Source organism: Paenibacillus sp. GCM10028914 (assembly GCF_042666275.1).
Classification (GTDB): domain Bacteria; phylum Bacillota; class Bacilli; order Paenibacillales; family Paenibacillaceae; genus Paenibacillus_AQ.
The window spans coordinates 217,761-232,987 of sequence record NZ_JBHTFO010000017.1; the positions used below are offsets into that span (position 1 = coordinate 217,761).

The 15,227-nt window shown below is 42.8% G+C and carries 11 protein-coding genes and 2 other annotated features; of the genes, 3 read left to right on the top strand and 8 right to left on the bottom strand.

Annotated features, from left to right (window positions below; genetic code table 11):
- Positions 1 to 80: 80 nt before the first annotated feature.
- From ACFQV5_RS18555 to ACFQV5_RS18565, 3 genes are all read right to left on the bottom strand, one after another.
- A complete protein-coding gene (locus ACFQV5_RS18555) occupies positions 81 to 1,934 on the bottom strand; it encodes an ABC transporter ATP-binding protein (protein WP_379248858.1) in 1,854 nt (617 codons plus the stop codon).
- Positions 1,918 to 3,690, bottom strand: a complete 1,773-nt coding sequence (locus ACFQV5_RS18560; RefSeq protein WP_379249438.1) for an ABC transporter ATP-binding protein — start codon at positions 3,688 to 3,690, stop codon at positions 1,918 to 1,920. Before ACFQV5_RS18560 ends, ACFQV5_RS18555 begins: the two co-directional genes overlap by 17 nt.
- Positions 3,691 to 3,886: 196 nt before the next feature.
- Positions 3,887 to 4,486, bottom strand: a complete 600-nt coding sequence (locus ACFQV5_RS18565; RefSeq protein WP_379248859.1) for a phospholipase D-like domain-containing protein — start codon at positions 4,484 to 4,486, stop codon at positions 3,887 to 3,889.
- A 129-nt stretch (positions 4,487 to 4,615) separates the two neighbouring features.
- Between ACFQV5_RS18565 and ACFQV5_RS18570 the strand changes: the two genes are divergently transcribed.
- Positions 4,616 to 4,948 (top strand): ribosomal protein L7/L12, encoded by a 333-nt coding sequence (locus ACFQV5_RS18570; protein WP_379248860.1) that lies wholly within the window; start codon positions 4,616 to 4,618, stop codon positions 4,946 to 4,948.
- A 152-nt stretch (positions 4,949 to 5,100) separates the two neighbouring features.
- On the opposite strand, the gene ACFQV5_RS18575 is transcribed toward ACFQV5_RS18570, so the two are convergent.
- The 3 genes from ACFQV5_RS18575 to ACFQV5_RS18585 all read right to left on the bottom strand — a co-directional run bounded on the left by ACFQV5_RS18575 (position 5,101) and on the right by ACFQV5_RS18585 (position 9,749).
- On the bottom strand, positions 5,101 to 6,651 hold the full coding sequence (locus ACFQV5_RS18575; RefSeq protein WP_379248861.1) for a 2-isopropylmalate synthase: 1,551 nt from the start codon (positions 6,649 to 6,651) through the stop codon (positions 5,101 to 5,103).
- A gap of 99 nt (positions 6,652 to 6,750) precedes the next feature.
- Positions 6,751 to 6,980: a binding site (T-box leader), on the bottom strand.
- A 77-nt stretch (positions 6,981 to 7,057) separates the two neighbouring features.
- The gene (locus tag ACFQV5_RS18580; RefSeq protein WP_379248862.1) at positions 7,058 to 8,128 is read right to left on the bottom strand and encodes a bifunctional 3-deoxy-7-phosphoheptulonate synthase/chorismate mutase; all 1,071 of its coding nucleotides are present in this window, start codon (positions 8,126 to 8,128) and stop codon (positions 7,058 to 7,060) included.
- A 55-nt stretch (positions 8,129 to 8,183) separates the two neighbouring features.
- Positions 8,184 to 8,424: a binding site (T-box leader), on the bottom strand.
- Between the two features lie 119 nt (positions 8,425 to 8,543).
- A complete protein-coding gene (locus ACFQV5_RS18585) occupies positions 8,544 to 9,749 on the bottom strand; it encodes a DUF418 domain-containing protein (protein ID WP_379248863.1) in 1,206 nt (401 codons plus the stop codon).
- A gap of 180 nt (positions 9,750 to 9,929) precedes the next feature.
- Between ACFQV5_RS18585 and ACFQV5_RS18590 the strand changes: the two genes are divergently transcribed.
- Together ACFQV5_RS18590 and ACFQV5_RS18595 are read left to right on the top strand one after the other, a co-directional pair.
- Positions 9,930 to 10,619, top strand: a complete 690-nt coding sequence (locus ACFQV5_RS18590; RefSeq protein ID WP_379248864.1) for a response regulator transcription factor — start codon at positions 9,930 to 9,932, stop codon at positions 10,617 to 10,619.
- Entirely contained in the window at positions 10,616 to 12,070 is a 1,455-nt protein-coding gene (locus tag ACFQV5_RS18595; protein WP_379248865.1) for a sensor histidine kinase, read from the top strand. Before ACFQV5_RS18590 ends, ACFQV5_RS18595 begins: the two co-directional genes overlap by 4 nt.
- Positions 12,071 to 12,132: 62 nt before the next feature.
- Here the strand turns inward: ACFQV5_RS18595 and ACFQV5_RS18600 are convergent, their stop codons facing one another.
- Together ACFQV5_RS18600 and ACFQV5_RS18605 are read right to left on the bottom strand one after the other, a co-directional pair.
- On the bottom strand, positions 12,133 to 13,089 hold the full coding sequence (locus ACFQV5_RS18600) for a 3'-5' exoribonuclease YhaM family protein (RefSeq protein ID WP_379248866.1): 957 nt from the start codon (positions 13,087 to 13,089) through the stop codon (positions 12,133 to 12,135).
- Between the two features lie 142 nt (positions 13,090 to 13,231).
- Positions 13,232 to 15,040, bottom strand: a complete 1,809-nt coding sequence (locus tag ACFQV5_RS18605; RefSeq protein WP_379248867.1) for a glycoside hydrolase family 3 protein — start codon at positions 15,038 to 15,040, stop codon at positions 13,232 to 13,234.
- Positions 15,041 to 15,227: the final 187 nt, after the last annotated feature.

Genomic DNA, 15,227 nt, shown 5'->3' on the forward strand with positions numbered 1-15,227 from the left:
TATGTCAGACAAAAAAAACAGGGGATTCCACCAAGATCTATGATCTTGGTGGAATCCCCCGTAGATAAAAGGAATCAAGCTCAGGTCCTCCGGTATAACAAGCTGAGCTTATCCTCTTTCTCTTGCTTATGACCCTGGGAATGGAGATACAATTCTTCATAATATCCATGCGCGTCAAGCAGTTCTTGATGGGTTCCTTGTTCTACGATCTTGCCCTTACTCATAACAAGGATTCGATCGGCTCCCATAATGGTCGATAATCGATGCGCAATAACGAGTGTCGTTCGGCCTGAGGAAACACGCTGTAGCGCATGTTGAATCAAGAGCTCTGTCTGGGAATCCAGATTCGCTGTTGCTTCATCCAATATGAGAATTTTCGGCTGGAAGACAATGATTCTAGCAAATGATATGAGCTGCCGCTCACCAGCGGATAATCCACTTCCACGCTCAGACAGACGAGTATCGTACCCATCTTTCATACGAAGGATAATAGAGTCAGCGCCAATAAACTCACAAGCCTCTATCACCTTCTCACGAGAAATACTCTCATCGAACATGCGTACATTATCCAGTACAGTTCCCGCATAAAGATAAGGCTCCTGCTGTACGAGTCCGATAATTCGGTGTAGATCGGTTTGTGCCATATCTCTTATATCTTGACCGTCAATTCGTATACTACCTTCATTAACATCATAGAACCTACATAACAGACCAATGAGTGAGCTCTTGCCTGCCCCTGTCGTACCCACGATTCCGACCATTTCTCCGGGAGACACATGGAGATCAAGATCCCGAATGACTAGAGCATCCTCCTTGTATCCGAACGTAATCTGGTTAAAGTCAATTCTCCCTTTAATATCGTCCTTGTCGATAGCTACAGGCTTTTTCGGATCTGTTATTTCAGGCTTAATCGCAAATATACCCCATACCCGATTAATCGCAACACTTGCCGATTGCAGAGTGTTCCACTGCTGGGTTATCGTATTGATTGGTTGAAAGAACAAGCGGATATACGTAATAAAGGCATACAATACCCCGAACTCCAATGTATCACCCAGTACGGCGCGCCCCCCAATCCAGGTAACAAAGGCAATGGCAAGATTATTTAGTATTTCATATGTGCGGTTGAACAGCACGTTCGTCCGAATTTCCCGAATATTTGCTTTGAAATAGGAGTCATTTCGCTCCTGAAACTGTCTCTTCTGCTCTTCCTGTTGATGGAACACTTGAATTAGGTTCATACCGGATAAATTCTCCGCCACGAAGGCTACAAGACGTGATAAACGTGTTCTTGCCATCTGATAGGTATGACGCATGTAAGTCCGAAAAGCAATAGCAATCCCCGCGATGATTGGAAGAAGAAGCAAACAATACAATGTCAGTGTCGTATCCAACTGGAACAACATGACCAGTATGAATATTAACGTAAATCCATCACGAAACAAGCTAAGCAATACCTGGTTAAAAAACTGATTAATTGCTTCTGTGTCACTTGACACATGCGTAATCAGGCTGCCCGTCGGTACCCGGTCGAAATAAGACATCGATAGTTTCGAAATATGATCGAACAACCGTTTTCGGATGCTTGCCACAATACTCTGGCCGGCCTTTTGAAGAAGATTATTTTGCAAATAAGAGAAAACTACACCTAGCACTGATAAGACAAAATATATTCCGCAAATGAACAGTAAACTACTGAAATCATTTTTTCCTATCATTAAATTATCATCGATAGCGATCTTCATAAGATAAGGCTGAAACAGTTCAGCAGTAATCGCAATCAGTGTACAACCAATAAATCCTGCGAATGTTAACCGGTGCTCTTTCATATACCCAGATAGTGCTTTAAAAGATGATATATACTCGGGTTTTCCTTGAGGAGCATTCAGATCAGCCTTCTGGTCTGCCTGCCAATTCCTAATTGCCTGTGCCATGAAGCTGCATCCCCTCCTCCTGTATGTCATGCAGCGTTCGGTACAACCCTTCTTCAGCCAGAAGAGCTTCATGCGTACCACGCTGGACAATGCCTCCATCATCAAGCACGATAATTTCGTCAGCATGATGTAATGCACTGATTCGGTGTGCAATGATTATTGTCGTCTTCCCTTCGCGGATATCGCAAATGGTCTCCATAATCTCCGTCTCGGTTACAGCATCAACCGCACTTACACTGTCATCCAGAATAAGAATCGGTGCATCCTTAATAATACCTCTTGCGAGACTTGTCCTCTGCCGCTGACCACCAGAAAGCGTAAGTCCTCGTTCGCCGAGCCTAGTCTCAAATTGATCCGGAAATTCCGCGATATTATGATAGACGCGGGCTTGACGCGCAGCCTCTTCAACGTCCGCTATTTCTGACTCTCGGTCATAGAAGGCAATATTTTCTCGAATTGTGGAGCTGAACAAAAAGCCATCCTGAGGAACATACGCAATCCCTTCTCGTAAATTCTGAAGCTTAAGTTCCCGGATATCCACCTCTCCTATGAGCACCGTTCCCGGAGGAGGATCATATGTACGAAGCAGTAGCTTCATAAGCGTTGTCTTGCCACTCCCGGTTCGTCCTATGATGCCCATCGTCGTTCCACTTGGGATGTTAACACTAATTCCATGTACCGCTTCCCGAATATTCCCTTCGCTGTCCTCATCTTCATATGAAAAAGAAAGGTCACGAATCTGAATATCCGCCTCTGAGAAATCTGAATAAATTGCATTTTCCGACTCTTTAATATCCGGTTCTTTACCCAGCAAATCATTCAACCGATCTAGTGATGCACGCGACCGCTGCACAACATTAATAACATTACCGATTTGCTGCAGCGGATTCATGAGCATCCGAATGTATAATGTCAAAGCTACGAAATTACCGACTGTAATTTTCCCCGTAACCGTCAGATATCCCCCGAAAGAAAGGGCGATAATTAATGACGAAGCCCCTAGAAAAGGAATTAACGCCTGGAACAATGAAGATACACGTACGAGACGTAATTGTCTGTCACGTATGCTGTCCACCTTCGCCCCGAAACGGTTCTTCATGATATTCTCTACAGCGAATTTCTTGGTCACACGAATGCCACCGAATTGTTCTTCAGCCGATTCCGTCATCGAGCCAAGCGCCTCCTGCACCTGCAGCGATCTTCGCCGAATAATCGGCCCGAAATAAACGACAATGATTGGGATGAGAAGTAAAGGAAATATGCTCGTGAAAACCAGATACATTGGAACATTTGTGATAAGCAGCATGACGATGGTCGATACAAGCAGCATGGACGCACTCACCGTCTGGTTGACCCCCATCGAGATCGACTCTCTGACAGCGGTTACATCATTCATGAAATAACTAAGCAATTTGCCAACCCCGTTAGTTGAGTAGAAGCGTTCACTCAGCCCTGTAAAATGAACAAAGAGGCGCCTGCGGTTCATAAACTCGAAATACCGGCCCGTATACATAACCAAGTACTGAGCAAAACCACCTATCACTGCGAAACCAACACCAATTCCAAGAAGTGTCCAGCTGTACTGCACAATTCCATCTACAGACAACAGGCCATCCTTCAGGTCGTCCGTAAAATCACCTAGAACACGTGGAAAATTAACATGGATGATATTCGCAATGAAGTGACACCCTATTGAAAGCAGATAATATGGCCACGTCTTTCTAAAAAAATCTGTTAATATTCGCTGTGAATCCAATTTTCTGATCACTTCCAGTTCAATAAGTTATTCGAAATTCCCTCCTGTCTTCACTCCTTCCCTTTTCTATTTACGATCGAATCATCGAAAAAAAGACCAACACTTGAAACTCCATATTTTAAAGGTTCGCGAAAAGCTGTGAATCCCCTTCAAATATCTGGATAAAGTGTTGGTCTGTTCTTCATGATATTCTCTTCTATTTATATTCCGTAAAGCGTTCCGTATTATCCCACATATTGTTAAATGCAAGTTGAAACTGTTTCCCTACTTCATCATCCTCAATGAAGACAGCTACATCATCGTTCTCTTCAACAGATGATTTCAAATAGTTAAACGACCCGGTCTCCACCTTGTTACCGTCAGCAATCATCATCTTCAAATGCATCTTGCCATCATGTGTATTCACTTTAACAGGGATTCCGGCAGCTTGAATCAGTTCCAAAGCCTTCTTCTGTTTAGCCTTCTCTTCAGCATGACTCAGGTCGGTGATCATTCTTACATTCACTCCTCGTCCAGCAGCATTAATCACAGCTTCAACGATCGGTTCGTAGTTAATACTATATATCGCGATATCCAGTGACGAAGTCGCTCCATTAATCATCTGAATGATCGCCTCTTCCGGATGATCGGCTTCCTGTGTGAATTTCACTTGTACATTAGGCGAAATAGTCGCTGTCTCCCCAGAAGGTGGATTCTGTATTGGCGCTTCTTGTTCCGCTGTACTTGAGGAGCAGCCTGCAATAAAGACCCCTGTGGCTAACAGCGATAACGTGATCACTCGGTTCATTTTTCTCATGGCTACACACTCCATCATTTTTTATCCATTAATCATAACAAATTAAAAGCCCCTCTCCAATATGCCCCTTTCTCCAGCCTTCAAGGTATAATAGGAAAGTGAATCCAACCAGAAGGGAGAACACCCCCATTGGAAGTTACTGAAATTGCAGCGATAGCCGCACTCATCCTCTCGCTCTTGCTTTTGTTTAAAGTACTCAGTCTGCAGAGCCAACTTAACGACATGAAATCAGATCTCGATTGGATGAAAAATCGCCCGAACACCACAGGAACAAACAGCATTAATTCGCCTAATATGTCTCAGCCAGAAACAAACGACGTTGACACAGATCTTGAAGAACGTCTGAAGTTCATGCTTGCATCCAATCAGAAAATCAAGGCCATTAAAGTGCTGAGAGAAGCAAGAAATATATCGTTAAAAGATGCCAAGGATTACGTTGAAAGCTTGGAGCGAAACATTTAACTGCATCTCTTTATAATGAAAAAAGCTGCCCGCACATGAAAGGCTTATGTGCGAGGCAGCTTTTGTTATCTTATCGACTTTCTAATTCCATATTAAAAAGAATGCTGAAAACCCAGTGTCATTCGTCACAATATCGATAATCGTTACGATGATCAGGGAGCTTGCACCTGTACTTCTTGAGCTGTATCCAGCAATACAGCATTAATTCCGTTAAGAAAAGCTAGCGCGCTTGCCTTAATAATATCTGTATCCATGGCGCGTCCTGAATAGATTTTACCTTCATATTCAATCCGTATATTCACCCGGCCAATAGCCTCTTTCCCTCTGGATAGACTGTTGATTTTGTAATCTTTCAATTGGACTTCCAGACCAACCAATGCCTTGATGGCACTGTAAAGTGCATCTATTGGACCATCACCCACCATGCTATCTTTATAATATTCATTTCCTTTTTTCAATTTAACAGTTGCTGTAGGATATAGATCATTGGTCACGACTTGGAAGGAATCCAGTTCATATAGGTGGCTGCTAACTTCTTCATGGGTCCGGTGCTGCGTCACAAGATAAAACACGTCATGATCATAAACTTCCTTCTTTGCATCGGCAAGGAGGAGAAATTTTTCGAACAACGCCTCAAAGTCATCCCCTTCTCCCGTCTCAAAGCCTAATTTCTCAACCGCATTCTTGAATGCATGTCTTCCGGAGCGAGCAGTCAAGATCAATTCCATGCTATCGGCCCCAACTTCCTCCGGGGACATAATCTCATAAACCTGCTTATCCTTAAGAAGACCATCCTGATGAATACCGGAAGAATGTGCAAATGCATTTTCACCCGTAATCGCCTTATTCACTTGTACATCAAGTCCGGTCAAATGTGTCAGTAATCGAGAGGTTTTGATCAATTCCTTCAAGTGAATATTCGTGCGAGCATTAAAGTGATTGGATCTAACTTTCAGTCCCATTACCACTTCTTCAAGCGAAGTGTTACCCGCACGCTCCCCTAAACCGTTGATTGTACACTCAACTTTCTCGGCACCGTTACGCACAGCACTCAGTGTGTTCGCTGTTGCCAAGCCCAAATCGTTATGACAATGCACACTGAGGATGACTTTATCGTCCAGATTCTTCAAGCGCTCATTAATTTTTCGAATCAATTCACCAAATTCATCCGGAACCGCATAACCGACCGTATCCGGAACATTAATCATCGTAGCTCCTGCTCTTACAACAGCTTCAATCGTTGTCCATAAGTATTCAAAGTCAGATCTAGAAGCATCCTCTGTCGAGTACTGCACATGCGGCAGCAGTGTTTTGGCATACTTAACTGCATCTACACCCATCTGAAGCACCGCATCCTTTGATCGGTTAAATTTCTTCTCAACATGAATGTTCGAGGTGCCGAGCACAATATGAATGAGTGGATTTTGCGCCAACTTGATACTTTCATACACGGCATCAATATCGCTTTTCACAGCCCGCGCGAGTGCAGTAATCGATACACTATCACCTACAGTCCTTGCAATTTCTTGAACGGATTGAAAATCCCCTGCAGAAGAAGCAGGGAAACCTGCTTCAATAATATCGACATTTAGCCGTTTCAACTGCTGTGCAAATTCCACCTTCTGTTGTACATTCAGTTTGGCGCCTGGCACTTGTTCTCCGTCACGCAAAGTTGTGTCGAGTACAATAATATTGCGATCCATTTACAAATCCTCCTCCGAAATGATCATTATATTTAATCTATAATCAAGCGAGGTTGATTAAATCCTTAATTTAACCAACAAAAAAACCCCGCCTCTACGTATAGAGGCGAGGTTGAACTCGCGGTACCACTCTAATTCATTTTTCACAAAATGATCTTCTTCGATGGCCATCACCATCTATCCCTGTAACGGTGGAACTCCGGCTAACCCTACATGATCAGGCAGCTGTTCATAGACGAGTTCAAAGGATCTGACATTACCGTTTCGCACCTGTCAACGGCTCTCTGAAAAGTCATTTCACTTCTACTATTTCTAATCAACACATTTAAATTTGAAATTTGATAACTATATTATGGAATCAACCATGATTTGTCAACCTTTATTTCCCAATCGTGATCCTAAACTTTTATAATAATCCCGATTTCTTTACATTCGCAAGAAACTCGTGAAATTCAGGTATATTCAACTGCTGTGCTGCATCGGACAACGCTGTGGCTGGATCTGGATGTACTTCAACCATGACACCGTCTGCTCCAGCTGCTAATGCTGCTTTAGCACAAGGTGCCAGAATATCCTTACGCCCCGTTGAATGCGTCACATCAACAAGGATCGGGAGATGCGTTTCCTGTTTGAGGATAGGTACTGCTGAGATATCCAATGTGTTTCTTGTTGCTTTCTCGTAGGTTCGGATTCCGCGTTCAATCAACATAACCTGCGTATTGCCTCGAGATACAATGTACTCCGCTGCATGAACAAATTCATCAATTGTAGCAGCAAGTCCGCGCTTGAGGAGAACAGGTGTATTCACATCTCCCGCAGCTTTTAGCAACTCAAAGTTTTGCATGTTTCTCGCGCCGATTTGGATAACATCAATATATTCACATGCAAGCTCAATATGAGCAGGATCTACAATTTCGCTTATTGTCTTCAGGCCGAATTCCGAAGCTACTTCTTTCAGAATTTTGAGCCCCTCAATACCTAACCCCTGAAAATCATAAGGGGATGTTCTCGGTTTGAACGCTCCCCCACGCATCACCGTAATCCCCGCTTCTTTCAGCGCAGCAGCTACTTGTCGTACCTGATCATAACTCTCTACCGAGCAAGGTCCAGCAATCATCACTGGTGTGCCACCGCCAATGATCGTATTGCCAAGCTGGATGAGCGTATCTTCCGGCTTTTTCTTCCGACTGACCAACAAAAGTTTCTTTTGATCAACCTGTTGTAATTTTAACGATGCTTGGAATATTTGCTTGAACAGATGCCGAATCGTTTCATTATCAAAAGGACCTTTGTTATTTTCAATAAGAGCATCCAACATTTTTCTTTCTCGAACCGGATCGAAATCAGGAACACCCTGTTTTTGTTTCTCCAGACCAATCTCCTGGGCTATTCGAGCTCGCTCCGATAACAACTCTAACAATTGACTATTAACCGAATCCAACTGTGTTCTTAATTGCTCTAACCGACCTTCACTCATACTGAATCTCTCCTCTATTTGATCTAATGATAAAAACAAAAAGACTCCCCGCCCGCAAAGGGACGAGGAGTCGTGGTACCACCCTAATTAGATATGCTGAAACAAACACATCTCACTTGAACCTTTTAACGCAAGGGTTACGGGCAATCCTACTGTCTACATACAATGTAAACGTTCAAAATGCCAGCTCAGGAATGAACTTCAGCGGAGAACCTTCGCTTGGGCGCTCTCAGTCGGTGGCAGCCCTTTCCTGTTAGGAATGTTCTTTCGCTTACTCTTTCCTTCATCGCTTGTATTACATATCGTTGTATTATTTAAATTGCATTGTATTACAACCATCACGGAAATTGCAAGGGTTTTATTTAAAGCTTATGCGCTTTGATGCTGTGAAGATATAAATGAATGTCCCTCAATATCAAAATCGAGTATTCAAATTTTGCCTTTGTTTCACAGGCTTTTCCCAATACGTAAACAGACGCCAAATACTCTCTAGCGGGCCCATCGAAAATCTCATCAACCAAAACTTGCTAAACACTGCTTGAAGAGCAAAAATAACGATGACGATTAACATTTGCCAGATGGGTTCGATCACACCGTACCATCCGAGCCCGTAACTGTAAAAGACGAATCCACATAGGATTGACTGAAGCAAATAGTTGGTGAACGCCATTTTTCCAGGATAGGAAAACCAATTAAGTGCCTTCCTCAAGGTTTCTCTTTGGTATAAAAGTGCAAATATACCGATATAGCACAAAGCCAGAAGTGGAGCCCCTACGAACACGGCTACCGCCTCGCCCCAAAACGGAAGTCCATCGACAAGCGACATTATAAGTTGAAGCGCAAGACCTAAACTTCCGCCAATAAGGATCAATCTGACGATTCCCTTTCTGTTCTTCTGAACCTCATGTAAAAAACGACGCTTGCAAAAGTAGGCACCCATGAGGAACATTCCTAATATTTGCGGGTAAAAGATTACCATATTTAAGGCAGATCTCAAAAAATCATTGAGCCGTTGAATGATAATCTGAGTAACCGTACCTTCACCATAAATTGAAGCATCCAGCTCTTGATAATATTTGCCGATCTGATCGATATCTGTCTGGCTTAACATCTCATAGGTGTTACTTGATGAAGAATTCAGTAGACTTGCTCCTGTCGTCAGAACGGGTACAAGTAACAGAAGAACCAATGACCAAATGAACATTGTTCTCGGTTTACATCGCTGAAATAACAATAGCAGAGAGCCCAAGATCGCATAATGTGTAAGAATATCTCCATACCAGATGAAGATTCCATGGATCAAGCCGATCAAAAGCAATGAAGTTAGTCTGCGGATATAAACACGATTGAAATTCCGGCCATTCACTAGACTTCTCTCCTGCATTAACACCATGCTAAAACCAAATAAAAAAGAAAAAATCAAAATAAATTTGCCCGCAATCACCGTTTCACGCAGCCATATCAAAATCTCATTGTACCAACCTGTCCATAACTCGACTCCATAAGAGATGGTTTGCAGCGATGTTGTAAAAAACATAATGTTGACCAAAAAAATGCCCAATAGTGCAAATCCTCTCAAACTATCAATTAACTTTATTCTGTCTTGTGGATTCGTCATCATATTCGTACCCCCTTATCATTGTGGTCTCAGGTTAAAGTACAATCATAAAGAAAGAATAAAGTTATTTAACATTTACCGTTCAAGCATTACTGCATATGAGGAACTTTTCTTTATCCTTTTATTAGAATTGTCTGGTAAACTTTCTAGATGAGTTTAGTACTTTTGGGGAGAGTATCGAATATGGCAAACGAATTGATCCTGCTGGTGGATGATGAAGAAGAAATCATATCTTTTTTACAAGATGCACTGGAGCTTGAAGGCTATCAAGTACTGACTGCTGGAAGTGGTAGGGAAGCGTTAGATCAGAGCAAACGGCAACCATCATTGATCATACTCGATGTGATGATGCCTGAAATGAACGGTCTTGAGGTATGTGAACAACTGAGGGAAACGACGAAGTGTCCGATCGTGTTTCTGAGTGCCTGCCAAAGTGAAGTGGACCGAATTAAGGGGCTTGCCGCGGGCGGAGATGATTATCTGCTCAAACCATTTAGCCTTGCAGAATTAAAGGCCAGAATCCATGCTCATCTGCGGAGAGAACAAAGAATACATACACAAAAAGAACAAGGCATTCTTCGATTTCCATCACTAACGATCGATTGCAAAGGGCATTCTGTTGTTTGCAATGAGCATAACACTGCTCTAACGAACAAGGAGTACCTGATTGTAGAGCTGCTTGCGATGCATCAGGGGCAGGTCTTCTCCAGAGAGCAAATATACGAAAAACTATGGGGGTTTGAGGCTGAAGGTGATGACTCCACCATAACCGAGCATATCAAAAAAATCCGGGCCAAGTTAGCTGCCTACGCACAAGACCGTACTTATATTCAGACTGTCTGGGGTATTGGCTACAAGTGGGACCCGAAATGATCAAACAACGTTCCATTAAAAATACGTTTGCGAGACACTTTGTTTCGATTCTGGTCTGCAGTTTTCTAGCAACGCTTATAACTTGGATCTTTCTCGCGTTGCTGCTTGGCTACTTGTTTAACCACAACATTGCACTTCCTGCGAATTATTACGAAACTCAAATCCCTGCCATTACAAAATATGTACAAACACAGGGCGAATCGATCATAAATGAGCAGGGAGAAACAAAATTAAAAAAAGTTATCCCCTCAAAGGGGATAAAACACCTTATTGTATCGCCTTCTGGTGAAATCTTATATGGGGATCTCCTTATCAAGGAATCACTTAACCGACAAAAGATACTGGCACGATTAAACCGAACGCTAAACAGCGATAATCAGATCACTAAATATATTCCGGTTGTGTCAGAGAAAGGTGATTTAGTAGGTGCCCTGTTATTAAGTTATAAACTGAAGGTAACTTCAGCAAATCCAGATTCCAATCCATGGGTAACCTTTGGACTCCCTTCTTTTTTCCTAACACCTTTTTTATACATGACCTTGTTTACATTCATTTTTGGAAAGAGATTCAGTAGGGAGATCGGCAATCCGTTACAACAGCTTCTTCACGGAGCTGAAATGATTAAAGAGCGTAATTTACAATTTTCTATTGAAGGGACATCGTCCATAAAGGAAGTTAACCGACTTGCGAACGCTTTTGAAGATATGCGTCAGGAACTGGAGCAATCCATCGAACGGGAATGGAAAATGGAACAAGAGAGAAGCACGATGTTTGCGGCTCTCGCTCACGATCTCAGGACACCGCTTACGATCATTCAAGGCCATATCGAGGGTTTGGAGCTGATGAATGGGGAAACTTACGACACGAAACGACAGCAATATTTACAAATTATCAAACGCAACACGACTCGCGCCTCGAAACTTCTTCAAGATATGAATACGATCGCGGAGATTGAAAAAGTGTCTTTCCGGATTAATCCGTATCCCGTAGATATTGAGGAACTAGCGGAAGAGAAGTCCATTGAATATGCAAATCTATGCAAAGATAAGGGCATAACCTTCAAGACAGAGATCAAGGATCATAGATCGGCAAAGTTGCCTATCATGTTAGACCCATTTCGTATCATTCAAGTATTAGATAATCTGATTTCAAACAGCATTCGATATACTTCTGAAGCCGGACAAATTCAATGGCTCATCGAAATCTCAGAGCAGCAAATGATCATGGCTATCACGGATAATGGAACGGGTTTTGGACAAGAAAATCTGGATCAGGTCTTTAAACAATATTATCAAGGAGATAGTCGTACCTCCAGGCAAAAAGGACACTCAGGGTTGGGGCTGTATATCGCCAAGGTGCTGATTCAGCATCATGAAGGACATATCATGGCCAAGAATAACTCTCCTCGAGGAGCGATCGTGTGTTTTACCATACCACTGCAAAAGACTTAAACTTCCTCACATAACATTCGAGGCACCTACAGAAGCCACTGGCTCATGAGGTGCCTCGATCGTTAAACTTTCAACCGATATATCGCCTTGTTCTCCAGTCCCCGAATCATAGGAGTCCATGGTTCTGTTTCAACCGTAGTATCCAGCGCATCCTCTACCATCTGGAGCTTGGCATCCAGGTTGTCAATATGGTGCAGTGCAACCGCCTCAGCTGTCTGCGGCTGAACCGGGCTTCCCCATTCTCCCAGATTATGATGGGAAAGAACGAGATGCTGCAATCCCAGCACCACTTCAGATTCAAGCGAAATATCATTTTGAATAGCTGCTTCCACAATCCAATTTGACGCTAAAGCGATATGACCGATTAGCTTTCCTTGATTGCTGTAATCCGTGACGATCCCCATCTGAGCAATCATCTCTTCCGGCTTCGCGATATCATGAAGAATAATACCCGCCTTGATTAGATCCGGATTCAGAAACGGCCGCTGTTTGCAGATGAAATCACCAATCTCCAGCATGCGGACGATATGATAAGCTAGACCAGCAAAATAAGCATGGTGAAAGGTTTTAGCAGCGGGATAATGCATCAGCTTATCCTCTACCTTGGACACACAATACTGAACGATACTTCGTACCTGTGGATTCATAATCTCGTTCATCGACAGTTTAATCGTATGCAGTAAATCTACGGGACGAATCGGAGCTGATCTCACAAAGTCCGTTAGAGAAACGCCATCTTCCTCTTTCGCTTTGCGAATTCGATGAATCTTCACCTGAGGCTGATCACGATAACTTTGAACAATCCCTTGTATTTTTACCAATTGCATCGGGAGGAACGTTTCTTTATCTTGTATGCTTACATCCCAATATTTCGCCGAGATTTGGCCGCTGGAGTCCGATAGCACGATATCGAAATAATCTTTGGGCGGTGTGCTGCTCGTCTGTCTGAGATTCAACTCTTTTAGTAAATAAAAGCCCACGAATTCATCTTGAATGTTTAACTTATTAATAGGTTTCATCTGTCCCCTCCTTGGAAGCAATGAATATGTTAAATATAGCAAAGTCATATCATGTGAGTCTATTAGAATAACTCTATACAAAAAAATGACTCCTGATTAAATCCAGAAGTCATCATTAGACCGCTTAGAAAGAATGTCTCTGTTAAGGATAGCTGAGTCCAAACCCATCCGGATAATCCGCGTTGATTGTAACAGGTAATTTACCCACAGGCTTGGAACCGAATATTACCTGTACAGCAGCATCCCAAGAGACAGGAACAGCAGTCATCCAGTACCAATTATCCAAAGCATATATAGACAGATACGCTTTTACATTCGGATAACCAAGAATATCGCCTGGATTACCGAGCGAGACAGCAACAACCGGTTTTCCGGTTGCTATTAACGCATTAACAAGATCAATTTGGCCTTGTGGGATCTCACGGTCTGATTGCGTGAAAACAATAATACGATCCGCACGGTTCGCCTGTTCAACAGCTTCTTTAATCGCTTTAGTATTCGCATCTAATGATTCACCAATTGCCGGAGCAGCCTGATAGGAGTATACGGCGCCTTGTGTAATCTCCTTTACCATCTTACCAATCTGACCTGCATATGCCATACTCACGACCAGAGTTGCTTCTTCTGTATGAGGATCAAATGGCAATATGTGATCATTTTTCACAAGTGTGACAGAATCGAGTGCAATCTGCTTAGCGATTTTTTGGTGCTCCTCCTTCTCCACCACTTGGGTAGCATGATCAACGTCTACCATTCGGTGATTAAACAAGTCCATTTTTATTTTATAGGTCAGAATCCGCTCTACAGATTCATCCACTCGGTTTTGATCAATGGTTCCCGATTTCATTGCTTTATAAAGTGAATCTAGCGTATCTATTTGGTCGGCCACAGAGCCATTAGCCATAACAATGTCCGCTCCTGCGTTAATGGCCATTACGGCTGCTTCACCTGCACCCCAATTCTTAGATATCGCCTCCATAACCATTGCATCTGTAATAATTATTCCGTTAAACCCCATATCTTCCCGGAGTAATCCGGTGAGAACTTTCTTGGATAATGTTGCTGGCAGTTCAGGATCAATCGCTTCAATAATGATATGGGATGTCATGATGGACTCAATACCTTGATCGATTGCGGCTTGAAATGGAGGAAGATGTATCTTCCGCAGTTCATCTTCACTGTAAGAAACCTTGGCTAGCGTCGAATGGGTATCAAATCCTGTATCCCCATGCCCAGGAAAATGCTTAGCACTCGATATCATCCCTTCGCTTTGATAACCCCTAACCTCAGCAACAGCCATCTCTGTGACCAGTTTCGTATCTTCCCCAAACGAGCGCACCCCGATTACCGGATTTTTGAGATTCGAGTTCACGTCTACAACAGGTGAGTAACTCCAATGAAATCCCATAGCTTTTGCTTCAATTGCCGTTATACGAGCTGCTTGTTCAGCATATTCCACATTGCGGGTAGCTCCAATCGCCATTTGCCTTGGCAGAACTGTAGCATCTTCTGGGACCCGCTGTGCCGCCCCGTATTCCATATCACCAGATATAAAAAGAGGTATGCCTAATCTTGATTCTGTCGCCAGTTTCTGAAGCTGGTTCGTAAACTGTGCGTTCTCAGCGGCACTCTTGATTTGACGGTTCAATAGAGCACTACCAACAAAATACTCCTTGATCATTTTCTTCGAAAAATCATCTGCTCGATCGGTGGGTGTATACATCACAAGCTGACCAATTTTCTCCTTATCATTCATTTGTGCAACAAGCCGCCGGGCCTTTTCTTCAATGGTAATGTCATCGTTTTTCAGAATATTTGAGACCGACTCTACCTCCACGAACTCCTCTTCTTTACTGCTATCCACGCTATTCTTAGGGATCAATATGTAAATAGAAACAGCTGCGATTATCAAGATAGAAGCCATGATTAATACGAATTTTTTCATACTCATCGTTACCTTCCTCACCTCGCTCTTTTACTACAACCAACATACATCAACGATTACAGAGGAACAATGACAGAAACGAATCATTTTTTATAGTTATTCATGTGTTTTGACGGAATAGTCTCCAGACAAAAAAATACAGCAAACCCCCAACACTTCGGTTGGGGCTATTGCTGTATTACGATCCGTGCTC

Bases quoted from the DNA above. Each gene is read 5' to 3' on its own strand.
- ACFQV5_RS18555 (WP_379248858.1), bottom strand. From the start codon at position 1,934: ATGGCACAGGCAATTAGGAATTGGCAGGCAGACCAGAAGGCTGATCTG.
- ACFQV5_RS18565 (WP_379248859.1), bottom strand. From the start codon at position 4,486: ATGAGAAAAATGAACCGAGTGATCACGTTATCGCTGTTAGCCACAGGG.
- ACFQV5_RS18575 (WP_379248861.1), bottom strand. From the start codon at position 6,651: ATGGATCGCAATATTATTGTACTCGACACAACTTTGCGTGACGGAGAA.
- ACFQV5_RS18580 (WP_379248862.1), bottom strand. From the start codon at position 8,128: ATGAGTGAAGGTCGGTTAGAGCAATTAAGAACACAGTTGGATTCGGTT.
- ACFQV5_RS18585 (WP_379248863.1), bottom strand. From the start codon at position 9,749: ATGATGACGAATCCACAAGACAGAATAAAGTTAATTGATAGTTTGAGA.
- ACFQV5_RS18590 (WP_379248864.1), top strand. From the start codon at position 9,930: ATGGCAAACGAATTGATCCTGCTGGTGGATGATGAAGAAGAAATCATA.
- ACFQV5_RS18595 (WP_379248865.1), top strand. From the start codon at position 10,616: ATGATCAAACAACGTTCCATTAAAAATACGTTTGCGAGACACTTTGTT.
- ACFQV5_RS18600 (WP_379248866.1), bottom strand. From the start codon at position 13,089: ATGAAACCTATTAATAAGTTAAACATTCAAGATGAATTCGTGGGCTTT.
- ACFQV5_RS18605 (WP_379248867.1), bottom strand. From the start codon at position 15,040: ATGAGTATGAAAAAATTCGTATTAATCATGGCTTCTATCTTGATAATC.